22 protein-coding genes are annotated in these 23,411 nt (G+C 30.8%); 11 read left to right on the top strand and 11 right to left on the bottom strand.

What is annotated here, in order from left to right; genetic code table 11:
• Positions 1–33 precede the first annotated feature (33 nt).
• A complete protein-coding gene (locus ACKTTC_RS07485; RefSeq protein WP_408039187.1) occupies positions 34–174 on the top strand; it encodes a hypothetical protein in 141 nt (46 codons plus the stop codon).
• An 87-nt stretch (positions 175–261) separates the two neighbouring features.
• On the opposite strand, the gene ACKTTC_RS07480 is transcribed toward ACKTTC_RS07485, so the two are convergent.
• Together ACKTTC_RS07480 and ACKTTC_RS07475 are read right to left on the bottom strand one after the other, a co-directional pair.
• Positions 262–1,053: a tetratricopeptide repeat protein gene (locus tag ACKTTC_RS07480; protein ID WP_408039186.1), complete on the bottom strand. Its 792-nt coding sequence runs from the start codon at positions 1,051–1,053 to the stop codon at positions 262–264.
• A complete protein-coding gene (locus tag ACKTTC_RS07475) occupies positions 1,050–1,610 on the bottom strand; it encodes an RNA polymerase sigma factor (RefSeq protein ID WP_408039185.1) in 561 nt (186 codons plus the stop codon). The genes ACKTTC_RS07480 and ACKTTC_RS07475 overlap by 4 nt, the downstream gene beginning before the upstream one ends.
• 244 nt (positions 1,611–1,854) lie before the next feature.
• Here ACKTTC_RS07475 and ACKTTC_RS07470 point away from each other — a divergent pair, with 244 nt between their 5' ends.
• The 3 genes from ACKTTC_RS07470 (at position 1,855) to ACKTTC_RS07460 (ending at position 8,019) form a co-directional block, all read left to right on the top strand.
• Positions 1,855–2,562: an LOG family protein gene (locus ACKTTC_RS07470; RefSeq protein ID WP_408039184.1), complete on the top strand. Its 708-nt coding sequence runs from the start codon at positions 1,855–1,857 to the stop codon at positions 2,560–2,562.
• Positions 2,563–2,622: 60 nt separating this feature from the next.
• Positions 2,623–5,445, top strand: a complete 2,823-nt coding sequence (locus tag ACKTTC_RS07465; RefSeq protein ID WP_408039183.1) for a M1 family aminopeptidase — start codon at positions 2,623–2,625, stop codon at positions 5,443–5,445.
• Positions 5,446–5,565: 120 nt separating this feature from the next.
• Complete coding sequence (locus tag ACKTTC_RS07460; RefSeq protein ID WP_408039182.1) at positions 5,566–8,019, top strand: alpha-ketoacid dehydrogenase subunit alpha/beta; 2,454 nt, start codon at positions 5,566–5,568, stop codon at positions 8,017–8,019.
• Positions 8,020–8,093: 74 nt separating this feature from the next.
• On the opposite strand, the gene ACKTTC_RS07455 is transcribed toward ACKTTC_RS07460, so the two are convergent.
• Together ACKTTC_RS07455 and ACKTTC_RS07450 are read right to left on the bottom strand one after the other, a co-directional pair.
• A complete protein-coding gene (locus ACKTTC_RS07455; RefSeq protein ID WP_408039181.1) occupies positions 8,094–8,858 on the bottom strand; it encodes an SH3 domain-containing protein in 765 nt (254 codons plus the stop codon).
• Between the two features lie 186 nt (positions 8,859–9,044).
• Positions 9,045–10,316, bottom strand: coding sequence for a DUF2851 family protein (locus tag ACKTTC_RS07450; RefSeq protein ID WP_408039180.1), 1,272 nt, complete (start codon positions 10,314–10,316; stop codon positions 9,045–9,047).
• Positions 10,317–10,354: 38 nt separating this feature from the next.
• Between ACKTTC_RS07450 and ACKTTC_RS07445 the strand changes: the two genes are divergently transcribed.
• From ACKTTC_RS07445 to ACKTTC_RS07425, 5 genes are all read left to right on the top strand, one after another.
• Positions 10,355–11,182 carry a redoxin domain-containing protein gene (locus ACKTTC_RS07445; protein ID WP_408039179.1) on the top strand — a complete coding sequence of 276 codons (828 nt, stop codon included), beginning with the start codon at positions 10,355–10,357 and terminating at the stop codon, positions 11,180–11,182.
• 91 nt (positions 11,183–11,273) lie between these two features.
• Positions 11,274–11,906, top strand: coding sequence for an NAD(P)H-dependent oxidoreductase (locus tag ACKTTC_RS07440; RefSeq protein WP_408039178.1), 633 nt, complete (start codon positions 11,274–11,276; stop codon positions 11,904–11,906).
• 105 nt (positions 11,907–12,011) lie between these two features.
• Positions 12,012–13,454 carry a sodium:solute symporter gene (locus tag ACKTTC_RS07435; protein WP_408039177.1) on the top strand — a complete coding sequence of 481 codons (1,443 nt, stop codon included), beginning with the start codon at positions 12,012–12,014 and terminating at the stop codon, positions 13,452–13,454.
• A complete protein-coding gene (locus ACKTTC_RS07430) occupies positions 13,447–13,629 on the top strand; it encodes a hypothetical protein (RefSeq protein WP_408039176.1) in 183 nt (60 codons plus the stop codon). Before ACKTTC_RS07435 ends, ACKTTC_RS07430 begins: the two co-directional genes overlap by 8 nt.
• Entirely contained in the window at positions 13,607–14,107 is a 501-nt protein-coding gene (locus tag ACKTTC_RS07425; protein WP_408039175.1) for a cupin domain-containing protein, read from the top strand. Before ACKTTC_RS07430 ends, ACKTTC_RS07425 begins: the two co-directional genes overlap by 23 nt.
• Positions 14,108–14,201: 94 nt before the next feature.
• On the opposite strand, the gene ACKTTC_RS07420 is transcribed toward ACKTTC_RS07425, so the two are convergent.
• Positions 14,202–14,843: a hypothetical protein gene (locus ACKTTC_RS07420; RefSeq protein WP_408039174.1), complete on the bottom strand. Its 642-nt coding sequence runs from the start codon at positions 14,841–14,843 to the stop codon at positions 14,202–14,204.
• A 211-nt stretch (positions 14,844–15,054) separates the two neighbouring features.
• Between ACKTTC_RS07420 and ACKTTC_RS07415 the strand changes: the two genes are divergently transcribed.
• Positions 15,055–16,335 (top strand): hypothetical protein, encoded by a 1,281-nt coding sequence (locus ACKTTC_RS07415; RefSeq protein ID WP_408039173.1) that lies wholly within the window; start codon positions 15,055–15,057, stop codon positions 16,333–16,335.
• Between the two features lie 33 nt (positions 16,336–16,368).
• Here the strand turns inward: ACKTTC_RS07415 and ACKTTC_RS07410 are convergent, their stop codons facing one another.
• The 3 genes from ACKTTC_RS07410 to ACKTTC_RS07400 all read right to left on the bottom strand — a co-directional run bounded on the left by ACKTTC_RS07410 (position 16,369) and on the right by ACKTTC_RS07400 (position 17,719).
• A complete protein-coding gene (locus ACKTTC_RS07410) occupies positions 16,369–16,626 on the bottom strand; it encodes a DUF6952 family protein (RefSeq protein WP_299625892.1) in 258 nt (85 codons plus the stop codon).
• A gap of 75 nt (positions 16,627–16,701) precedes the next feature.
• Positions 16,702–17,010, bottom strand: a complete 309-nt coding sequence (locus ACKTTC_RS07405) for a thioredoxin family protein (protein WP_408039172.1) — start codon at positions 17,008–17,010, stop codon at positions 16,702–16,704.
• Positions 17,011–17,077: 67 nt separating this feature from the next.
• Positions 17,078–17,719 (bottom strand): peroxiredoxin, encoded by a 642-nt coding sequence (locus tag ACKTTC_RS07400; protein WP_408039171.1) that lies wholly within the window; start codon positions 17,717–17,719, stop codon positions 17,078–17,080.
• Between the two features lie 288 nt (positions 17,720–18,007).
• Here ACKTTC_RS07400 and katG point away from each other — a divergent pair, with 288 nt between their 5' ends.
• Entirely contained in the window at positions 18,008–20,203 is a 2,196-nt protein-coding gene (katG, locus tag ACKTTC_RS07395) for a catalase/peroxidase HPI (protein WP_408039170.1), read from the top strand.
• A gap of 83 nt (positions 20,204–20,286) precedes the next feature.
• Here katG and ACKTTC_RS07390 read toward each other — a convergent pair whose 3' ends face one another.
• The 3 genes from ACKTTC_RS07390 to ACKTTC_RS07380 all read right to left on the bottom strand — a co-directional run bounded on the left by ACKTTC_RS07390 (position 20,287) and on the right by ACKTTC_RS07380 (position 23,402).
• Complete coding sequence (locus ACKTTC_RS07390) at positions 20,287–21,129, bottom strand: GEVED domain-containing protein (RefSeq protein ID WP_408039169.1); 843 nt, start codon at positions 21,127–21,129, stop codon at positions 20,287–20,289.
• Between the two features lie 175 nt (positions 21,130–21,304).
• Positions 21,305–22,468, bottom strand: a complete 1,164-nt coding sequence (locus tag ACKTTC_RS07385) for a sigma-54-dependent transcriptional regulator (protein ID WP_408039168.1) — start codon at positions 22,466–22,468, stop codon at positions 21,305–21,307.
• Positions 22,469–22,580: 112 nt separating this feature from the next.
• The gene (locus ACKTTC_RS07380; RefSeq protein WP_408039167.1) at positions 22,581–23,402 is read right to left on the bottom strand and encodes a mechanosensitive ion channel family protein; all 822 of its coding nucleotides are present in this window, start codon (positions 23,400–23,402) and stop codon (positions 22,581–22,583) included.
• Between the last annotated feature and the right edge of the window lie 9 nt (positions 23,403–23,411).

Raw genomic sequence — 23,411 nt, 5'->3', positions numbered from 1 at the left:
ATGAAAAATCAAATTTTAAATCTAGGAAAAGTATTGAGCAAAACAGTACAAAAAGAAATCAATGGAGGATTTGGTTACCAACCATTTATGTGTGATCCTGATCAACCTTTTGTTGCTTGTAAGCTTCGTGAACAGTGTACTTTAGGATCAGATGGAATATGGTTTTGTAGTTAACAACCTTTAATAAAAAAACCTCCTGCTTACTCTCAGGAGGTTTCTATTTTATCAGTTTTAATAGCATTAGTTTTTAAGCATAGATTATCAATTCATTTTATCCAATAACACTATTGCTTCTTTATATTTATAATACTTTTTATCTATTATTAACTGTAATGTTTTCTTTGCTTTTTTAAGCTGCTTTGATTTTATATACAACAAGCTCTTATACCAATACCCTTTTTCTCCATCTATTAAATCACTATTAATTAAGCTATCTAAAACAGTAAGAGCTCTATCATAATCTTTAAGTTCTATATTGGCGACAGCAATATAAATATACACCCCACTTATATCTTTATTTTCTAATAAAAATGCATCAAAAAGCGATACCGCTTCCTTATATTTTTGTTCTTTAAATAATTTCTCTCCTGTAATTAAATCATTGTTTGCCTCATTATTTCCTCTCTCAGGAAAAGATGGTAACCCTTTCATTATTTCACTTTCAGCATACAACTGCAATGAGTTGTTAGTAGAAAACGGTTTAAAAATAAATAATAGTAAAACTACTGCAGCTGCTACACCCGAAATTATACGAATTATTCTCCCTTTCTCATTTCTTCTATTTTCTCTCGTAGCTTCTTCTATCGTTTTTTTTAACACTTGTATTTCTTCACTTCTAAATAAAGCTTCATACTCCTTTACTTCCTTCTCATCTATGTTTTCAATAAAGCTCCAATCATTTTCATCTAATGATTCAAATAATTGTTGTTCTAATAGAAACTGCTTCTTGAATACAGTGTCTGTATCAATTCTTTCAAGAAACTTTACTCTTTCACTCTCAGAAAATTCATTTCTTAAAAATTTCTCAATTAGTATATTGTCTTCTAAATTCATAATTCTCGTAATGAATTATATCGTTGATCTCCTTTTACTAAATCTGTTAATTTCTTTTTACATTTAAAAACACGTTGTCTTACTACTGCTTCCGAAGTATACTCAGTAGTTTCAACAATCTCAGCATAGCTAGTTTTAGCAAAAAACATGGTCAGAATCTTTTTACAATTATCAGATATTTCATTCAACTTCTCTAAAAACAGCTCGTGTCTTTTTTGCTCTACCAGTGCATATGCATTCGCAGTATATTCACTTATTTGTTCAATTCCTTCTGAATTTGTTACCCGTTTCTTGTAACTATTTAATTCACGTCTCCATAAATTTTTACAAACTGTAAATACATATGCATCAAAACTACTTTTAATTATAATCCCTTCTTTTTTATGCCGTACTGCAATTTGTAATAATGCTTTTTGAAAAACATCTTGTGCATCTTCAATATTTCCTTTGTTTTGAAGAACAAATTTTTTAACTCCTAAAAAGTTTTTTTGATAAATCTTAGAAATGGTTTTTGAATCTCCATTTACTAGTGCTTCAAGATAAAATTTTCCGTCCATTTGCAATAATTCTACCACAAAAGTAAAAATTTATGTTTTTCTATAAGATAACATTCTGATTTTTGGTTCGCTTCATATAGAACAAGTAATATCAAATTAACAAATCTTTTTTAGGCTGTCTTTCTATAATTATAACTAAGAAAAGAAAACACTAATTCTTTTTAAACATGAAATTTCTAGCATTTTAAGCCTTTTTATATAGAAAAAAGCACTAAATTAGCCAGTCTGTTTAAATGCTAAAAAAATGACAAACGACGATAGAAAAATACGTGAGAAATTGCAACAGAAGACGTGGAATGAAATAAAGACGAATGATTCTTGGGCTATTTTCAAAATCATGTCTGAATTTGTAGATGGTTATGAAAAACTCAGTAAAATAGGTCCTTGTGTTTCTATTTTTGGTTCTGCACGTACAAAACCAGAACATAAATACTATAAATTAGCAGAAGAAGTTGCTTATCAATTAACTCAAAATGGATTTGGTGTTATTACTGGTGGTGGTCCAGGAATTATGGAAGCTGGTAATAAAGGAGCAAATCGTGGTAAAGGAACTTCGGTTGGTTTAAATATTGAATTGCCTTTTGAACAACACGATAATCCTTGGATTGATCCAGGTAAAAGTTTAGACTTCGATTACTTCTTTGTACGTAAGGTAATGTTTGTAAAATACTCGCAAGGTTTTGTAGTAATGCCTGGTGGTTTTGGTACAATGGATGAACTTTTTGAAGCCATTACTTTAATTCAAACACATAAAATTGGACGATTCCCAATTGTATTAGTAGGTAAGAAATTTTGGAGTGGTTTACTAGATTGGATTCAAAATACTTTATTAGAAGAAGGAAATATTAGCGAAGGTGATTTAAAATTATTTAGAGTAGTTGACACTGCTGAAGAAGCTGTAGAGCACTTTAATAAATTCTATGCGAAGTATCAATTAAAGCCAAACTTCTAAAAAAATTAAAAAATAAAGTCTATATTCAACTCGTTGTTAAAAAGCAACGAGTTTTTTATTTTGAAAAAGTACATCCCTCTACATATTATTATTTTTTTATTGCCTTTCTTAGGGGTATCTCAAGAAAATAAGATTCATATAAAAGTTCATTTAGATACTTTAAAGCATCAGCTTCAAATTCGAGAAAAAATCACGTTTTACAACAATACTTCTAAAGAATTATCTGATATCTTCTTTCACAACTGGGGAAACAGCTTTAAAGGAAATGAAACTCCTCTTGGAAAAAGATTAATAGAGGATTATAAAAAAGACTTTTACTTTACAGAGGAGGAGAACAGAGGCTACTCTAAAATACACACTATAAAAAGTAATAAAATTCCTTTAAAATTTACTGAATTACCACAACAACAAGATATTCTTAAAGTTACTTTAAACTCTCCTTTACAACCTAAAGATTCTGTAGTAATCGACGCTATGTATACTGTTAAGATTCCTAATGTGAGATTTACAGGGTATGGAAAAACATATAATGGTTATCACCTCCGATTTTGGTATTTAACCCCTGCCGTATATACAAACGATTGGCAGTTAATGAGTAACTTAAACATGGATGATCTTTTCGAAAATGTAGCTGATTTTACTGTTGAAATAGATGTTCCTAAAAAATATACCTTAGAAAGTAATTTATATCAATATAAAACTACCAAAGGACCGATAAATAATTATTACTTAATAGGAAAGCAGAAAAAAGATATTATTTTAAATATCAACCCTAATCATAAAAAGTTTAAAACTTTTCAAAATAAAAACACCGTAGTTAAGACTGATATTTTCGACAAACGTCTTGACATGAGTTCTTCCAATAAAATTGTAAATCGACAAATAGAATTTATTGAAAACTTTATAGGGAAACATCCACACACAGAAATATTGGTAGATGCTAATACTGTAAATAAAAATTCCTTAAGAGAATTATATGGAATTCCAGATTGGTTAAAACCCTATCCTGAAAATTTTAAATGGGATATTCGATTTTTTAAAGCTCTTGTAAGTAAATATATAGACGATGTGCTATTGCTTAACAAACGAAAAGATTATTGGCTAAGTGAAGGAATTCAAACCTTCTTAATGATGGAATATATTAACAAGTATTATCCTAACATTACTGTTTTCGGAAGATTTTCAAACTTATGGGGATTCAAAAAATACAATCTAGCTAAGCTTAAACAAAACGATAAGTATTCTTTTTTATATCAATTTAGTGCCCGTAGATTCTACGACCAGGCATTAAACACACCTGCCGATTCTTTATCTAATTTTAATCGAAAAGTAATAAGTCCGTACAAAGCAGGGTTAGGACTTCGTTATTTACAAGACTTCCTTGGTAATGAGACTTTACGTAAATCTTTTCAGGAATTTTATAAAGATTATCGATTAAAAATTACCACTTCTGATTCTTTCAAAGATATTTTGAAAAAAAAGGCAGCTAAAAATGTAGACTGGTTTTTTGATGATTATATAACAACCAGTAAAAAAATAGATTATAAAATAAAAAAGGTAAAGTACCTAAAAGACGAGGACTCTGTAGCAATTACTATAAAAAATAAGCGAAATATTACTGCCCCAGTTTCTATATACGCTGTAAAAGATAAAAACATCAAATCCAAAATTTGGGTTACAGATGTAGATAGTGTCAAAACAGTTAAAATCAAAGCCAATGGCTTTGATAAACTAGCTTTGAATTACGAGCAAATTTATCCTGAATACAATTCGCTTAACAATTTCAAAAACATTAACAACGCTATTATTAGCAAACCTATTCAATTTCGTTTTTTAAAAGACGTAGAAGATCCATATTATAATCAAATCTTCTATACTCCAGATATACGATATAATTTATATGACGGAGTTATTCTTGGAGTTAACTTCAATAATAAACCTGTTATAAAACATAATTTTGAATTTAGTATTACTCCCAATTATGCCTTTAGAAGTAAAAACTTAACTGGCTTTTATTCTTTTAGCTACAACCAATTTTTCGAAGATTCCAAAATTTATAGGATTCGTTATGGAGTAAGTGGAAGTAATTTTCATTATGCGCCAGAGTTATCTTATAACACCTTCTCTCCTTTTGTTAGTTTTCAGTTTAGAAGAAATACCTTAAGAGATGTAGGTACAAAGTTCTTATTATCTCGCGTTGTATATGTGAATAGAGAAATACAGCCTACACAACAAGAAATTGAAAGCGATCGCTATAGTATTCTCAACTTCAGATATGTATACAGCAAACCCAATGTTATTAGAAGACTTCAATATGCTGTGAATACAGAAATTGCCGATAACTTCACGAAGTTATCTACAGATATTCGTTATCTAAAATTCTTTAACGAACAACAAAGTTTTAATTTACGCTTCTTTGGTGGTTTTTTCTTGTATAATAATTCTGAAGGTAATTACTTCAGTTTTGGGTTAAATAGAAGCTCCGATTATTTATTTGAACAAAATTTATTTGGAAGGTCAGAAAGTAGTGGATTATTCAGCCAGCAATTTGTAATTTCAGATGGTGGTTTTAAGTCCTTTTACAACCAACCTTCTTTCGCCAATCAATTTATCGCTTCAGCAAACACTAGTGTAAGTGTATGGAGGTGGGTAGAAGTTTATAACGACTTCGCTATGCTAAAAAGTAAAAATCAAGGTCCTAGGTATTTTTACGAAAATGGAATTCGCCTTAATTTTATTCCTAATATTTTTGAATTGTACTTTCCTGTGTATACAAATGAAAGATTTGAAATTAACCAACCTGCTTATCCTAATAAAATACGTTTTGTAATTACATCTAGTTTAGATAGAATTTATAATTTTATTCGACGAGGTTTATTATAGAAAGTTCAACAAAACTCCAAAAAAGAACTTTTTTTTGCGATTTAATCAAAAAAAACATCGATTTTTAAAATTCATTTAAAAAAACTACCTTTGTAGCTATAGCAAAAAATGTTTATTTATATGAGTCAAAGTGTAGAAATTTCAAATTCCCAACAATTATCATTCGAAGACTTTAAAAAAGAAGTATTAGACGATTACAAGATTGCTAAATTAAGTCGAGAATGTAGCTTACTTGGAAGACGTGAAGTACTTACAGGAAAAGCAAAGTTTGGAATTTTTGGAGATGGAAAAGAAGTGCCTCAATTAGCCATGGCTAAAGCCTTTAAAAATGGAGACTTTAGATCGGGTTATTATAGAGATCAAACATTTATGATGGCTATTGGTGAATTAAACCCGCAACAATTCTTCGCTGGATTGTATGCGCATACAGATATTCAACAAGAACCAATGTCAGCAGGAAGGCAAATGGGTGGTCATTTTGCTACACATTCTTTAGATGAAAATGGAAACTGGAAAAACTTAACAGCTCAAAAGAATTCATCTGCAGATATCTCTCCTACTGCTGGTCAAATGCCTAGATTATTAGGATTAGCGCAAGCATCTAAAATCTATAGAAATGTAAAAGGTTTAGAAAGTTTTTCTAATTTTTCTGATAAAGGAAATGAAGTAGCTTGGGGAACCATTGGAAATGCTAGTACTAGTGAAGGTTTATTTTTTGAAACAATTAATGCTGCTGGTGTATTACAAGTTCCTATGGTAATGAGTGTATGGGATGATGAATATGGAATCTCTGTACATGCAAAACACCAAACAACAAAAGAAAGTATTTCTGAAATCTTAAAAGGATTCCAAAGAGAAAATGACACTAACGGTTATGAAATCTTTGTTGTTAATGGTTGGGATTACGTTCAATTAATAGATGTATATAATAAAGCTGCTGAAGTAGCAAGAACAAAACATATTCCTGTATTAATTCATGTTAAAGAATTAACACAACCTCAAGGACATTCAACTTCTGGTTCTCACGAAAGATATAAATCGAAAGAACGTTTACAATGGGAACAAGAGTTTGATTGTATCGCTAAAATGAGACAATGGATTCTTGAGTTTGAACTTACAGACGAGCAAGGAAATGTATTACGTTTTGTAGATAATGAAGAAGAGTTAACTGCTTTAGATAAGAAATTAAAAAAAGAAGTAAGCGTAGCTAAACGAGAAGCTTGGAATAATTTTATTAATGAAATTAAAGCTGAAGTAACTGAAGCTACAAACTTATTAGAAAAGGTAGCTGCTAAAAGCGCAAATGCATCATTTATTACTAAGTATAAAAATGATTTAACTGCAATTGCAGAACCTATAAGAAAAGACATATTAGTAGCTTGTAGAAAAAGTTTACGATTAATTCGTGAAGAAAATTTTGCAGAGAAAATAGCACTTCAAAATTTTATTAAAGATCGTATAAAAGATGCAGGTGTAAAATATTCTGCTCACTTATTAAGTGAAACAGAAGCTGCTACTACTAATGTAAGTTCAACAGCTCCAACTTACGATTCTGAGAAAAATATAGTAGATGCTCGTATTGTAATGCGAGAAAATTTTGATGCTATATTAAAAAAACATCCTGAAGTTTTAATTTTTGGTGAAGATGCTGGACATATTGGTGATGTAAATCAAGGATTAGAAGGCTTACAAGAGAAATACGGAGAATTACGTGTTTCTGATACAGGTATTAGAGAAGCAACTATTTTAGGTCAAGGAATTGGAATGGCTATGAGAGGTTTACGTCCAATTGCAGAAATCCAATATTTAGACTATCTGTTATATGCTTTACAAATTATGAGTGATGATTTAGCAACATTACGTTACAGAACATTTGGAAAGCAAAAAGCTCCTTTAATTATTCGTACTCGTGGTCATAGATTAGAAGGTATTTGGCACTCAGGTTCACCAATGGGTGGTATTATTAATAACATCAGAGGAATTCATGTACTAGTACCTAGAAACATGACAAAAGCTGCAGGTTTTTACAATACTGTTTTAGAAGGTGATGATCCTGCTTTAATTGTAGAATGTTTAAATGGATATCGTTTAAAAGAGGAATTACCAACAAACTTAGGAGAATTTAAAACACCTATTGGAGTTGTAGAAACTATTAAAGAAGGTAGCGATATTACTATTGTTTCATATGGTTCTACATTACGTATTGTTGAAGAAGCAGCTAAAGAATTAGCACAAGTAGACATTCATGTAGAAATTGTAGATGCACAAAGTTTACTACCTTTTGATGTGAATCACGATACTGTGAAATCTATCGCTAAAACAAATCGCTTATTAGTAGTAGATGAAGATGTACCTGGAGGTGCTTCAGCTTATTTATTACAAGAAATAGTAGAAAATCAAAATGCATATATTCATTTAGACAGTAAGCCACAAACATTAACTGCCAAAGCACACAGACCTGCTTATGGTACAGATGGAGATTATTTCTCTAAGCCTTCTGCTGAAGATATTTTTGAAAAAGTATATGATATTATGCATGAAGCTAACCCTCAAAAATATAAGAGTTTATACTAATTTTTTAGTGTAAACCAAAACATAAAAAAGCCAGTTTTAAAAACTGGCTTTTTTATTGTGTTATAAATTATCTTTTATTTTAAAGCATCTCCTCTATCTTCTGTTACCTGATTCTTAGATTGATAATCTCTAATTTTATCTTTAATCATATCCATAAAACTAGAATCAGCAAAATCTGCATTGTCAACAATTTCCTGTAATGCTTGAATTCTTTCTGTCATTGTTTCTTTGTTCATTGCTAAACCAGCAAATTTTGCAGTAGCAATATCCACAGACTTTTCAGAAATATTAGCAGCTTTTACCCAAACTTCTTCTATATACTTTCCTTCGCCACGCTTACCTTTAACATGTGCCCAATCATCTTGAGTACCAACAACAGCGATAATGTCCATAGGACTATATTTAGTGTCTGTTTTAGTTAAAAGATCTGGTCTTTTATATACATTAGCATCTTTTAACATTACTCCTACTTTACCATCTACAGCTAAAAAAGTAGAACGACTCCACCCTTCTTTACCATCTATTAATTTTACTTTATAATAATCTTTTTTAGAAACAGAATCTGTATGCTTTTCTCCTGTAAAATAAACTTTTTCTCCTAAGCTCATAGAAGTAATCCACTTCCCTTTTGCTGTTGGAGTTTCTCTAACAGATAACTTATCTAATAAACAAATAGCATCTCCGCTAGCATCTTCCTCTGCACTATTTGCAGTTTTTTCATCTGCTACTTCATTTGTAGAAGTTTCTTGATTCGTAGTTTTTGTCGATTTACCACCTTCTGTTTTACAGCTTGTTACCATAAGCGAAAGCGACATAATAGCAATAAGTATTTTTTTCATTTTATTTAATTTTAGTGACAAATATATAATTTAATTTATTATTCAATTTTAAGAGATCCTGAATCAAAAACACATGTTTCTATGATAGAAAACCTTCAATATAATTTAATATTGTGTTGCAAAAGTATTAGGAAATCTTCAACTGTATTTTAACATATTGTAAACTTATGAAAAAGTATTTATTTCTTAGTTTTTAATTAAATGTGCACCAATAGCACAATCTAAACAGCGCTTATCATTACAATATGTGTTTTTTAATTGTAATAATGCTTGTGTATGATATGCATTATCAACAGTGATACCTTTATCTATAAATTTTGAAATAACACTGTTTTTCTCTGGAACAATTTCTTTCATCAAATTAAGGAACAATTCATCTCGAAATACACCTCTATTTTTAAAATACAAGAACTTTAGTGGTATTATTGTATTAATGATAATCAGCTCTATAAAAGATCGAGTTAATCTTTTATGACTACTCTTTGATTCTTTAGCAAATGTGTAATGGTTTTTCCAAAAAGTAGGTAACTTAACTTCAAATAACTTATAAAAATCTTCTGATGATTCTGTAGTTAAAACTTTAGAAAACAAATTCTGATGTTTATGATACAAAGCTCCCAGTTGCGCTATTCTAATTGTTGGAAAATTATGAGGTCGCATTCTAAAAAACTGAAAATTATGATTTGCTAATGGTTGTAAATCATATTTACGTTGTAAAAACTGATATTCTCTTTGTAGTTTTTTATAATATTCATTTTCAATATTTTCTTCAAGAAAACCTCCTTGCCCAAATAATAATGCATGCAATACTTCTTCTTTAAATCGTACTTTTCTGAGAATTGAAAAATTAAATGACTGTGCTAATTTTAAAAATGCTTCATTGTTTACTTTTAAACCAAAGTTTTTTACCAATAATTGAAATAATACAGCCTCATAATCGTAATTCGCTTTCGTTAATAATTCTTGTATTTGTTTAGATTTTTTTTCTAATCGCTCAAAAAATAATCGTTCCAGCCAATTATTCATTATGAATGCATCTACATCCTTTAGTTGTTTTTCACAAGAAATCCATCGTAACTCTTTTGAAAATAATTTTTGATAATTCTGTAATAGTTTTTTATCTATTTTTCCTTTCAATTCTAAAGTAGGCAATGTTTTATTATTACTCATAAATATTTCTACATCGTTCTCATACACAACATGTAATATAACAGCATCATAGTTTACATCTTTTTCATGGTGGTGTGCGTACCAATCTGAAGATTTTAAATGAATTTCAATATTACCATACCATAGTTGATTATTTATCTGAACTGAAGCATTTAGAAAGTCGGGACCTGAGTTTTTATTGTAAGTACCAGAATTAAAAACAATTACGTTTTCTCCGGTAGTAGTAATTAAATTTTCTAAATCTAACAACTTATACTGCCACAAGTAGTGGATAAATTTTTCTTTCATAGCCTGTAATTTTTCTGCAATTTGTCGACTATTAAGGTATGAAAAATTTATTGAAATCAACTTTTATTAGTCTGTTTCTCACATTTGCTGCGTTTGTATTTATAAAAAGTTTAATCAACTTTAAAGCAGACACAGCTACATTTGGGTTACTTATTCCATCTTTTTCAATTCTTACATTTTTTGTATTATTATACATAAGACCAGTAGCGAGAACAGACCGCTATTTAGTTTTATATACTGTACTTATCATTTCTGGTTTATTAGTTAGTTTAATTATACCTATAGAAATGAATATTGTTTGTAGTGCAATCTTAGTATTAGGTTGGGCAATGTATTTATTTTGGTATTCTGTTTTTGAACATAGAAATTATACAACACTGCAAGTAGGAAAGAAAATTCCTTCGTTACAATTTGAAAATATAAATAAAGAAACTGTAAGCCTAAGTGATTTTAATGGAAGCTTTAAAGTATTACTTTTTTATAGAGGTAATTGGTGTCCTTTATGTATGGCACAAATTCAAGAAGTTGTAAACGCATATAAAGAATTAGCAGAAAGACATACAGATGTACTTTTAATTAGCCCACAGCCACATACTTTTACTGAAAAGCTTGCTAAAAAATACGATGTTCCATTTCATTTTCTAGTAGATCAGAACAACAAAGCTGCAAAGAGTTTAAAAATTGCTCATAAGAACGGTTTACCAATGGGATTACAAGTTTTAGGCTATACAAATGACGTAGTTGAACCTACTGTAATTATTATAGATAAAGATGATAAAATTATTTTTGCTGATTTAACTGATAATTACAGAGTACGCCCAGAACCAGCTACTTTTCTGGAAATCATAGATCAACACCAAGTGTAAAAGAATTTATAAATGTAGGTATAAGTTTTTTCAATTATGTATCTTAAAGACATCTAAGATAACCTAGTAATTTTACCAAAAATTAATTTGAATGACTACTATAGAAAGCTTGCAATGGCGTTATGCCGTTAAGAAATTCGACGAAAATAAATCTTTATCTGAAGCACAGATAGAAACCTTAAAAGAGGCTTTTAATTTAACAGCTACTTCTTACGGATTACAACCTGTTTCTTTAGCTATTATTAAAAATAAAGATATTCAACAGCAACTAGTTGCACATTCTTGGAATCAACAACAAGTTGTTCAAGCTTCTCATGTATTAGTTATTTGCATACCTAAAGAGCATACCGAAAAAGATGTAGAAAAGTATTTTAATCTAGTAAAAGAAATTCGCAATACTCCTGATGAAATTTTAAATCCATTCAAAGAATTTTTAATGGGAAGTTTCAAACAAAAAACTCAGGAAGATTTATATCAATGGAATAAAAACCAAGCATACATTGCGCTTGGAAATTTATTAACCGTTTGTGCAATAGAAAAAATTGATTCTTGTCCTATGGAAGGTTTTGACCCTGTAAAATATGATGAGATTTTAGGTCTAGCAGAAAAGAACTTACAATCTATATTAGTACTTCCAGTAGGATATAGAGCTGAAGATGATTTTATGAAAGATTTGAAAAAAGTTCGTAAACAAACACATGAAGCTGTATTACATATAGAATAACAATATTAATTAGGGATTTTTATATGCAAAAGTGTTGGTAATTTTAATCGATTATCAGCACTTTTCTTTTTATGTTTATATTAGTACCTTCTTAAACAAATATACATGCAACCTTCAGACATATTACTACTTATTGTTGCCTATTTTGGTGTGTTAATTTTTATATCTTATCTAACTGGAAAATCTGCAAATAATCAAACATTTTTTAAAGCTAATAATTCCTCTCCTTGGTATTTAGTCGCTTTTGGTATGATTGGTGCTTCGCTTTCTGGAGTGACATTTATTTCCGTTCCTGGTTGGGTAGAAGGACAACAAATGAGTTATATGCAAATGGTGTTAGGTTATGTGCTTGGATACGCTGTAATTGGTTTAATACTTCTTCCACTCTACTATAAATTAAACCTAACTTCTATCTATACTTATTTAGAAGATCGTTTTGGAAAACATTCATATAAAACAGGAGCTTCATTCTTTCTTCTTTCTAGGACTATTGGGGCAGCTTTTCGTTTATTTTTAGTAGCAAATGTATTACAACTTATTTTATTTGATGCTTATGGAATTCCGTTTTGGGTTACCGTAACCATTACTATTTTATTAATATGGCTATATACTTTTAAAGGTGGAATTAAAACCATTGTATGGACAGATACTTTGCAAACTTTATTTATGTTAATTGCTGTTGGTGTTTGTATTATAATGATAAAAGATGCATTACAAATAGAGCATCTCTTTGGTTATATAGCAGATAATAAACTTTCTAAAATTTTCTTTTTTGAAGATGTAAATGCTGGAAATTATTTCTGGAAACAATTTTTCTCAGGTGCCTTTATTGCTATTGTTATGACTGGTTTAGATCAGGACATGATGCAAAAGAATTTAACTTGTAGAAATTTAAAAGACGCACAAAAAAACATGTTTTGGTTTACCATTGTATTAGTAATTGTAAACTTTTTCTTTTTAGCCTTAGGTATTTTACTAACCGACTACGCAACAATTCATGAAATTGATGCTCATAAAGATAATTTATTCCCTGTTATAGCAACTAGTGGACAGCTTGGTAAAGCTACTGCCTTATTCTTTGTATTAGGTTTAATTGCTGCTGCATACTCTAGTGCAGATAGCGCTTTAACTTCCTTAACTACTTCTTTTAGTATTGATATTTTAGAAATCGATAAAAAGGAAGATGAACAGCAAAAAATTAACATTAGGAAGAAAATACACGTATTGTTTTCTTTCATTCTAGTAGCTACAATTTTAATTTTCAAATATTTTATTGCAGATGCTAGTGTGATTGCTAAAATATTTCAATTTGCAGGATATACATATGGTCCTTTATTAGGACTTTATGCGTTTGGTTTATTTACAAAACTCAATATCAAAGACAAATTAGTTCCTTACGTTTGTTTAATTGCTCCAATACTTACTTACTTAATAAGTATATATAGTAAAAACTCTTTAGGGTTCGATTTTGGTTTCTTTGTATTAGTATTAAATGGAGCTTTAACCTTCTTAGGACTATTATTAATAAAACACACTAAAAATGTCTAAAAAAGGAAAAGCAAAGAATACCGTAAATAAAGCGAAGCATTCGCGCTTAATGAAACAAAAAGAAAACAAGCTTCGATTAGAAAAACAACGAACTAAAGAACGTTTAAAAGCAATTATAAAAAAAGCAAACCAAGTAAAAGCACAAGAAGAAAATGACAGCACAGGAAATAATTAATAAGTTTGACTTGATCAAACATCCAGAAGGAGGTTACTTTAAAGAAACCTATAGAAGTTCAGGTACTATTGCAAATGAAAACTTAGATACTCTTTTTATTGGGGATCGTAATTTTAGTACAGGTATATACTTTTTATTGACTTCTGATAGTTTTTCCGCTTTTCATAAAATTAATCAAGATGAAATGTGGCATTTCTATATAGGAACTACACTAAAATTACACATGATTGCTCCAAATGGAGACTATTCTTATGTACTTATAGGTAATAATATATTAAATGATGAACTTCCACAATTTGTAGTTCCAGCTCAATATTGGTTTGCTGTAGAAGTTGTTCAAGAAAACTCTTTTGCTTTTACAGGCTGTACCGTAGCTCCTGGATTTGATTTTAACGATTTTGTACTACCTAAAAGAGTTGATTTAATAAAAATATTTCCACAGCATTCAGAAATTATCACGAGACTTACACATCATTAAATTTATTTTTGAAGTAAATAACAATGATATAAATTAAAAACCCTAAGTTTAAAACTTAGGGTTTTTAATTTATATATGTTTTATTCTTCTCTATTTACTTTACTACAAAAACAACATTAATCAGAGAATTCAGATCTGTTGGTTGCCCAATAATTGTATAGGTAAGTACACCATTCGCATCAATAGACATTGTTCCCGTATTAAACACCGCAGGATCTGCAAACGTTACATAATAATATAAATCTGTTGCTGCATAGATTGGAATTGCTCCTGGTGCTCCTGTACTACTTACAGTAGGAGTAGCAAACTGTGCTGTATATTGAGTGTATAAATTTATTGTAAATGTTCCATTCGTACTAGCATCAATAGCTATTGAAGGTGGATAAAAAACTCTTGCTGCTCTGGAGGTAATAGGCGCAATTGCTTGTACAACTTCCTCGACTGTAGTTTCATTTACTGCCCCAGGATCACCTGCTATATTATTTACATCTGTAGCAGTATTCAAACTTACCTCTGTAGCATTTTGATCATCTGGTGCAGTTACCCAACTTGTACCATTGTATCGATATACTTGTTGGTCTGTTGTATTAAATAATAATGCACCTGCACTCATTCCTGTTATTCCTAACATTTCTGCATTTGTAGCAGTAGGCAATGACAATAATGAATTTGCATCAATTTGACTATACGCAAACACACTCATCAATAAAGCCCCTAATAAAAACTTTACTTTCATACTCTTAATTTACACTTTACGATTGCTAATTAACTGATTATTTATAACATAAAAAAATTGTAGACCGTTATAAATTGTTCCCTAAATCAATTAATTAACATCTAAAAATACATTAAAATTTTAATCTATAAAAAAATGGTAGTACATTTATTACATTATAAACAAAAATTCAATGAATAGGGAGATAATTATTTTTTCAATTCTCTTATTAATGTTCCCCATATTTTTATTATCTCAAACCGGTCCTGGTGGAGTTGGTGCTAGAGATGGTAGTTCTAATTTGATTATCTGGTTAAGAGCAGACGACTTAAATGCAGATGGAGATAATACAAACAACCCTGCCAATGGTTCTTTAGTAACTACTTGGTCTGATTTTAGTGGAAATACAAACAATTTTACTCAAGCGGGTGCAAATAGACCTACATACAATACTACAGGAGCATTTAATGCAGTAAATTTTAATGCAGCTCCAGCTACACCACAATTTATGAATGGTAGTATCACTGGAATGTTCCCTAATGGTAGTGTTTTCTTTGCTTTAACCCCTGTGAACAGTGGTCAATCGAATACTCTTTTTGATAACCCTACAGCTTCTTTAAGAGTTGAACAATGGTCTAATACGAATAGAGTTGGGTATACAAGATATGGTGTGGCTGATTACACAACAACTATTGCTCCTCCATTTGGTACGAACTCTATATTTTCTTATCATAAAAATACTGGAAGCACTAATTTACAGGTAAATGTAAATGCGAATGTTCAGAATATAAATATTGGTACAACAACAGTTGGAATACCTTATGATAGAATAGGTAGAAACTCCAATGGTTCAGATGAAGCAAGTGGTAATTTTTATGAAATAATTCTCTTTAACAGTATGGTTAATGATGCTCAAAAAATTATTATCGATAATTACTTATCAGCTAAATACGGAAATATTACTATTGCAAATAATATCTATAATGAAGACAATGCTGGTGCTGGAAATTATGATCATGAAGTAGCTGGTATAGGTAGAATAGACGCTTCTAATTTGCATACAGACGCTCAAGGAACTGGAATTGTTAGAATATTAAATCCTTCTAATTTAGGGAATAACGAATTTCTTATATGGGGCCACGATAACGCTGCTTTACAATTAAATACAGGCTTAAATGCTCCTGAAATTATTTATACTAGACTTAGTAGAACATGGAGAGTTAGTGAGGTGAGTACTGCTGGTTCTGCTATTAATGTTGGGAATATAGATATGCGTTTTGATCTTACAGGAATTGCAGGCGTAACGGTAGGAAATTTACGATTACTTATTGATACAGATAATGATGGAAGCTTTGATGATGAAACTCCAATTTCTGGAGCTATAGATTTAGGTAGTAATATATATAGCTTTAATGCTGTTAGCGATATTAGAAACAATAGACGTTTTACAATTGGATTAGCAACAACTACTATTATTACTAATAGAAAAATTACGACAAGAGTTAACAATTAAGCATAAAAAAAACCGAGCTAAACTCAGTTTTCTTTATTTATCTATAGATCCTAAAACTCGCTGCATAAAATTATTAAGCGCTTCTTTTTTAGGAGTCCCTTCTTTTATCATTTTATCAACCTCAATAGCTCCATACATATTCGAAATCAATTCCCCTATTACATCTAATTCTTCATCTTTTAATGAAGGAACTTCAGTTAATGCTTCAAGAGTTTCAATAGTTTCAATTACATAATCTTGGTCGTTTTCTTCTATAAAAGAAGTTAAATGTTTGATTACTGGTAACTTCATATTTTATTATTCTGTTATTGCAAAGCAAACTAACTTTGCTATGGCAATCTGTTTATTAAAAAGATTAATAACGTTTTAAAGTACTTCGCTAACTAATTCTTTTAAAACATCAAACTTGTTTGTTTGTACTTGATTTACAAACTTTCCATCTACAAAAGTTGCAAAAGTTGGTAAATTGTCAACTGTAGCTAATTGTCTGCTCTCTGGAAATTTCTCTGCATCTGCAATTACAAATGAAACAGCTTCATTTTCAGAAGACAATTTTTTAAACTTTGGTTTCATTATTCTACAGTTCCCACACCAAGTAGCAGAATACTGTACAATTACCGTTTTGTTTTCAGCAACGATGTTTGCTAAATTATCTTGATTTAATTCTTGTACCATTTTAATAATGAATTTAGAATTACGAATTATGGACTATGAAAACCCATAATTCGTAATCATATAAATATTAGTTTACTGCTAAATACTCTGCAGTAGCTTTTGCATTTGGCTGCATAGCTTGCTTACCTTCTTCCCAGTTAGCTGGACAAACTTCACCTTTTTCTTGTACGTGAGTATACGCATCAATTAAACGTAAATATTCGTTTACATTACGACCAATTGGCATGTGGTTTACACCTTCGTGTACTACAGTACCTTCTTCATCTATGATATAAGTAGCACGATAAGTTACATTATCTCCTTCAACTTGTACAGTTCCTGTAGCCTCATCATAAGTTTCATTAGAAATATCTAAAATTCCTAAAATTGAAGATAAATTACGGTTACTATCTGCTAATAATGGGTATGTAACACCTTCAATACCTCCGTTATCTTTAGTTTGGTTTAACCAAGCGAAGTGTACTTCAGGAGTATCACATGATGCTCCGATTACAATTGTATTTCTTTTCTCAAATTCTGGTAATGCAGCTTGAAAAGCGTGTAATTCTGTAGGACATACGAAAGTAAAGTCTTTTGGGTACCAAAATAATACTACTTTCTTCTTGTTATTTACCGCTTCTTCTAAAACGTTTAATTTAAACGTATCTCCCATTTCGTTCATTGCGTCTACGTTTAAATCTGGAAATTTCTTACCAACTAATGTTGCCATTTTTTAATTTTTAAATTGAGTTAATATTTACATTGTTTTTCAAAAACAGATGCAAAAATATTGCCTTCTCCCTTAAGAACAAGGAAAATTCTACAACAAAATCTTATTCTTCCATAAGATTTTTCAATGCAATGCAAAACCCTTTTTTTGTAACTTTATAAAGAACTACAAACAAATAACTTAAACCAACATGATAATTAAAATTTATTTCAAAATAAAAATTATAGATTTCCATTATTACAAGCTTTCTCATAATTTTGGAATGTCTCAAACCTAAAAACAAACAAAATGAAACACGAAGATTCAAATGGGATTGGAAAATGTCCCTTCCATAGTGCTCAAAATACTGCAGCAGGTAATGGAACTAGTAATAGAGATTGGTGGCCAAACGAATTAAAATTAAATATTCTTCGCCAAAATGCTTCTAAATCGAATCCAATGGGAACAGATTTCAATTATAAAGAAGCCTTTAACAGTTTAGACTTTGCAGCGTTAAAACAGGATGTAATTGATTTAATGACAGATTCTCAAGATTGGTGGCCTGCAGATTATGGACATTACGGTGGACTTATGATTCGTATGGCTTGGCATAGTGCCGGAACATATCGCGTTGGAGATGGTAGAGGTGGTGCGAATTCAGGTTCACAACGTTTTGCTCCTTTAAATAGCTGGCCAGATAATGGAAACTTAGATAAAGCTCGTTTACTTTTATGGCCAATCAAGAAAAAATACGGAAATAAAATTTCTTGGGCTGATTTAATGATTCTTGCCGGAAACTGTGCACTTGAATCTATGGGATTCAAAACATTTGGATTTGCAGGTGGTAGAGAAGATGTATGGGAACCAGAGCAAGATGTGTATTGGGGAAGTGAACATCAATGGTTAGGAAATGATGAACGTTATGATACAAGTGATGGAGAGTTAGAAGGACATTTAGGAGCTGTACATATGGGATTAATCTATGTAAATCCAGAAGGTCCTAATGGTGTTCCAGATCCTTTAAAATCTGCACATGATATAAAAATTACTTTTGGTCGTATGGCCATGAACGATGAAGAAACAGTAGCTTTAATTGCTGGTGGTCATACTTTTGGTAAAGCACATGGTGCTGCAGATGCAGACAAATATGTTGGTGTTGAGCCACACGGTGCTCCTATAGAACAAATGAGTACAGGTTGGAAAAACAGTTTTGGTTCTGGTGTTTTAGATGATGCTATTACTAGTGGTATTGAAGGAGCATGGACACCAAATCCAATACAATGGGATCATGATTTCTTTGATGTATTACTAAATTATGAATGGGAGTTAACGAAAAGCCCTGCTGGTGCACACCAATGGACACCAACAGCAGCTTCTAATGCTAGAATGGCTCCTAAAGCTGGTGATCCAAATGGAAAACAAGCCTTAATGATGACAACAGCGGACATGGCATTAAAGTTAGATCCTACTTATAGAAAGATTTCTGAAAAATTCCATAAAGACCATGCTGCTTTTGAAGATGCATTTGCGCGTGCTTGGTTCAAAATGACACATCGTGACATGGGGCCAATTGATCGTTATTTAGGTCCTGATGTTCCTAGTGAAGAATTAATCTGGCAAGATCGTATTCCAAAAGTAAATTATACTTTAAGTGATGCAGATATTGATACTTTAAAAAAATTAATTTTAGCTACTGGATTATCTATTTCTGAATTAGTAAAAACTGCTTGGGCCTCTGCTTCTACTTTTAGAGGATCTGATAAACGTGGTGGAGCTAATGGTGCAAGAATTCGTTTAGAACCACAAAGAAGTTGGGCGGTAAACAACCCTACTGAACTACATAAAGTATTAACTACTTTAGAAGCTGTGCAAAATGAATTTAAGGGTACTGTATCAATGGCAGACTTAATTGTTTTAGCAGGAAATGTAGGTATTGAAGAAGCAGCTAAAAATGCTGGACACTCTGTTGATGTTCCATTTTCACAAGGAAGAGGAGATGCGACTCAAGAACAAACAGATATTGAATCGTTTAGTCATTTAGAACCTGTAGCTGATGGCTTTAGAAATTATTTTAATCCTTTAGTAAATGCTGCTGCAGAAGATTTATTAGTAGATCGTGCTAATTTACTAACACTGTCTATTCCTGAGATGACTGCTTTAGTTGGTGGATTACGTGTATTGGGAACTAACTTTGACGGTTCTAAAAATGGCGTATTCACAAATAGTGTAGGAAGTTTAACGAATGATTTCTTTATAAATATTCTTGACTTTTCTTTAACTTGGAAAGCGACTAATTCAGAAGATAAAGAATTTATTGGAAGAGATAGAGCTACTGGAGCAATGAAATTTTCTGGTACTAGGGCTGATTTAATCTTTGGGTCGAATACTGAATTAAGAGCGGTATGTGAAGTATATGGTGCGAACGACGGACAAGAAAGATTTGTAAATGATTTTGTAAAAGCTTGGACTAAAGTGATGAATTTAGATCGTTTTGATTTAGACTAAAGAACCATATTATAACTTATAGAATAAAAAAGGCAGTTAATAAACTGTCTTTTTCTATATCATACATATTAAAATAAAATGCGTCAATTTGTTTTATAAGTAATTCTTCTATTGGTAATCACTGTGCGATATCTGACATCTAAAATTGCCTCTGCTGATGTAATTGTAGGACAAGTAGCAATAGCGTTATTTAATAAGACTCTATATCTATAATTTCCTTTATCAGTATTAGCATTAAGCACCGTTAAAGTGGCTGTTATTGTTCCTGTATATTCTGCTCCATCGCTAATAGGATTAAAAGTTGTTCCTCCATCGGTACTTACTTCCCATTGAAAAGCGGTTGTATTCGTAGCAACTACAGAAAAAACAGCATTATCATTTACAAAAACTGTTTGATTAGTCGGTTGGGTGGTTATGGCAGGAGCTGGCTCTACTGTAATGGTAAAATTTTCTATTTCTCCAAAACCAACATTTGCACAGGGATCAGTTGTTGCTCCATTAAAATCCAAATGGACTCGCCCGTTATAAGTTGTAGTAGCCGTAACTGCAGGAACTGTTACTGAAAGATTTATATTACACCCTCCTGCGGCTCTAGAATATGTACATGAATTAGTTACAAGGCTTTCATACACTCCATCACAATTAAAATCAAAAAACAATGTAACATGCTCTACATCTCCATCAAATGCTTCTAATGTTGTTCCTGGGATTACGTTTAAAGTAACATTTCTAGTTTCACCAGAACAAAAAACAGCTCCTGCTATATTACTAGCATCTACTTGCTCATATCTATTATCAAAAGTTCCTATTCCACAATGACCTGTACCTGGACATTGAGCATATGTAGTTATTGTAGAAAATAATAATAGAACGAATAAACTTTTATAAAAACTGTTTTTTGTAAGGGGTTTAAGTATCTGCAACATTTCAATAAATCATAAAATCATTCTTCTCAAATATAACAATTACAAACAAAAACTACTAAAAGCCAAACCATTAAAGTTATCACGCATTTATTAACACTTCAAAAAAAGCTATAAAAAAAGCGTTGATTTTTAACACCAACGCCCTTGTCATATTTAAGTTTATATTTTTTACTTCTTATTTACTCGCAAAAAGTTTTACGTCATTATCTGATACCGTTTTCTCTCCTAAAATAATTAAACGTTCTATAACATTTCGTAATTCTCTAATATTTCCTGTCCAATCGTACTCTTGCAACAATTTAATAGCTCCTTCAGAAAACGTTTTCTTTGGTGTTCCTTGTTCTTGTGCTATTTTATTGGCAAAAAAGTCTATTAGTAATGGAATATCTTCTCTTCTATCATTTAATGCAGGAACTTTGATTAAAATTACAGCTAAACGATGGTATAAATCTTCACGAAAACGCCCTTCCTCAATTTCTTTCTTTAAATCTTTATTTGTTGCAGCTAAAACACGAACGTTTACTTTGATATCTTTATCAGAACCCACACGAGAAACTCTATTTTCTTGCAGAGCTCTTAGCACTTTAGCTTGGGCAGACAAACTCATATCTCCTATTTCATCTAAGAAGATTGTTCCTCCATTTGCTGCTTCAAACTTTCCTGCTCTATCTTTATTAGCACCAGTAAAACTACCTTTTACATGACCAAATAATTCGCTTTCTATAAGTTCAGAAGGAATTGCCGCACAGTTTACTTCAATCATAGGAGCTTTGGCTCTATCTGACTTTTCATGTAACCAATGCGCTACCAATTCTTTACCTGTTCCATTAGGACCTGTAATTAATACACGAGCATCTGTGGCAGCTACTTTTTCTATAATATCTTTAATATGAGTAATTGCTTCACTATCTCCAATCATCTCATAGTTCTTACTCACTTTCTTTTTAAGACGTTTATTCTCTACAACTAGTTCTTTTCTATCTAAAGCATTGCGTACAGTATTTAATAAGCGATTTAAATCTGGTGGTTTTGAAATATAATCAAATGCACCAAGTCGCATAGTATTTACAGCTGTATCTAAATCTCCATGACCAGAAATCATAACCATTGGAATTTCTGGCTTTATTTTTTTTGCCTTTTCTAACACCTCTACTCCATCCATCTTAGGCATTTTTATATCACAAAGTACTAGATCGTAATCATTATTTTTAATTAATTCGATTCCTGCTAAACCATCCTCTGCTTCTTCAACTTGGTAGCTGTCGTTTTCTTCAGAAATTATTTTTTTTAAGACTCTACGAATTGCCGCTTCATCTTCTATGATCAATATTTTACTCATCTATTTCAGATTGTTTGATTATTTGTGTAATTAAAACTTACATTTATGCTATATCATACTTTGTGCCATAAAAAGTAAATAGTGCAAGAAAATTCACTTTCTTTTTCTTTCGTCAATTTATGATATGTACATCTCTTTGTGGGTATGGAATTTTAATATCGTTTTGTTTAAACAATTCATTAATTCGGAATCGTAAGTCACTCTCTATAATTGCTAATTGAAAACTATTATGAATAGTAAACATTAACTCAAACTCTAAAGAGCTATCACCAAAATCTTTAAATAACACCATTGGTTCTGGTAATGTTAAAATACTTTTATGCTCTTTAGCCGCTTGTAACAATAAACTTTTAACTAACTGTACATCGGTTCCATAAGCAACTCCTACTCTAACAGCATTCTTGGTTTTACTTCCATTTTGTGTCCAATTATATAAACTATTCTTTAAATATAAATGGTTCGGTATTACCAAAACTTTATTTTCAATAGTAACTGCTCTTGTTGTTCTAAGTTTAATTTCTACTACTCTTCCTACTTTTCCATCAATTTCAATATAATCTCCTACGTGCACACTTTGATCCATAATGATGAAGATTCCAGAGATAATATCCTGAAAGAACGTTTGTAATGCCAAACCAACACCAATTAAAAGAGCTGTAGAAGCTGCAAAAATAGCTGTGACTTGAACTCCTGAACTTTGGAGAGTTATAGAAAAGATAATAATGTACAACAACCACTTTCCAAAAGAGAATACAGTATCGAACTTATTCTTATCATTGGAATGTAATTTCCTTTTTATATACTTTTCAAATAACCTTAATAAGAAAGAAGTTAAAACAATGATTACAATAAGTATTAGTATTGATTTTACACTAATACTTATTTGTTTATTATACTCGAATGTATAATTAAGTATGTTTTGAATTTGCTTCATACTTCTTTC

Source organism: Tenacibaculum amylolyticum (assembly GCF_964511145.1).
Classification (GTDB): domain Bacteria; phylum Bacteroidota; class Bacteroidia; order Flavobacteriales; family Flavobacteriaceae; genus Polaribacter; species Polaribacter amylolyticum.
The sequence above is the reverse complement of the archived record's forward strand: the minus strand, read 5'-3'. Positions and strand labels throughout refer to the sequence as shown.

Bases quoted from the DNA above. Each gene is read 5' to 3' on its own strand.
- ACKTTC_RS07480 (WP_408039186.1), bottom strand. From the start codon at position 1,053: ATGAATTTAGAAGACAATATACTAATTGAGAAATTTTTAAGAAATGAA.
- ACKTTC_RS07475 (WP_408039185.1), bottom strand. From the start codon at position 1,610: ATGGACGGAAAATTTTATCTTGAAGCACTAGTAAATGGAGATTCAAAA.
- ACKTTC_RS07470 (WP_408039184.1), top strand. From the start codon at position 1,855: ATGACAAACGACGATAGAAAAATACGTGAGAAATTGCAACAGAAGACG.
- ACKTTC_RS07460 (WP_408039182.1), top strand. From the start codon at position 5,566: ATGAGTCAAAGTGTAGAAATTTCAAATTCCCAACAATTATCATTCGAA.
- ACKTTC_RS07455 (WP_408039181.1), bottom strand. From the start codon at position 8,858: ATGAAAAAAATACTTATTGCTATTATGTCGCTTTCGCTTATGGTAACA.
- ACKTTC_RS07450 (WP_408039180.1), bottom strand. From the start codon at position 10,316: ATGAAAGAAAAATTTATCCACTACTTGTGGCAGTATAAGTTGTTAGAT.
- ACKTTC_RS07445 (WP_408039179.1), top strand. From the start codon at position 10,355: ATGAAAAATTTATTGAAATCAACTTTTATTAGTCTGTTTCTCACATTT.
- ACKTTC_RS07440 (WP_408039178.1), top strand. From the start codon at position 11,274: ATGACTACTATAGAAAGCTTGCAATGGCGTTATGCCGTTAAGAAATTC.
- ACKTTC_RS07435 (WP_408039177.1), top strand. From the start codon at position 12,012: ATGCAACCTTCAGACATATTACTACTTATTGTTGCCTATTTTGGTGTG.
- ACKTTC_RS07430 (WP_408039176.1), top strand. From the start codon at position 13,447: ATGTCTAAAAAAGGAAAAGCAAAGAATACCGTAAATAAAGCGAAGCAT.
- ACKTTC_RS07425 (WP_408039175.1), top strand. From the start codon at position 13,607: ATGACAGCACAGGAAATAATTAATAAGTTTGACTTGATCAAACATCCA.
- ACKTTC_RS07420 (WP_408039174.1), bottom strand. From the start codon at position 14,843: ATGAAAGTAAAGTTTTTATTAGGGGCTTTATTGATGAGTGTGTTTGCG.
- ACKTTC_RS07415 (WP_408039173.1), top strand. From the start codon at position 15,055: ATGTTCCCCATATTTTTATTATCTCAAACCGGTCCTGGTGGAGTTGGT.
- ACKTTC_RS07410 (WP_299625892.1), bottom strand. From the start codon at position 16,626: ATGAAGTTACCAGTAATCAAACATTTAACTTCTTTTATAGAAGAAAAC.
- ACKTTC_RS07405 (WP_408039172.1), bottom strand. From the start codon at position 17,010: ATGGTACAAGAATTAAATCAAGATAATTTAGCAAACATCGTTGCTGAA.
- ACKTTC_RS07400 (WP_408039171.1), bottom strand. From the start codon at position 17,719: ATGGCAACATTAGTTGGTAAGAAATTTCCAGATTTAAACGTAGACGCA.
- katG (WP_408039170.1), top strand. From the start codon at position 18,008: ATGAAACACGAAGATTCAAATGGGATTGGAAAATGTCCCTTCCATAGT.
- ACKTTC_RS07390 (WP_408039169.1), bottom strand. From the start codon at position 21,129: ATGTTGCAGATACTTAAACCCCTTACAAAAAACAGTTTTTATAAAAGT.
- ACKTTC_RS07385 (WP_408039168.1), bottom strand. From the start codon at position 22,468: ATGAGTAAAATATTGATCATAGAAGATGAAGCGGCAATTCGTAGAGTC.
- ACKTTC_RS07380 (WP_408039167.1), bottom strand. From the start codon at position 23,402: ATGAAGCAAATTCAAAACATACTTAATTATACATTCGAGTATAATAAA.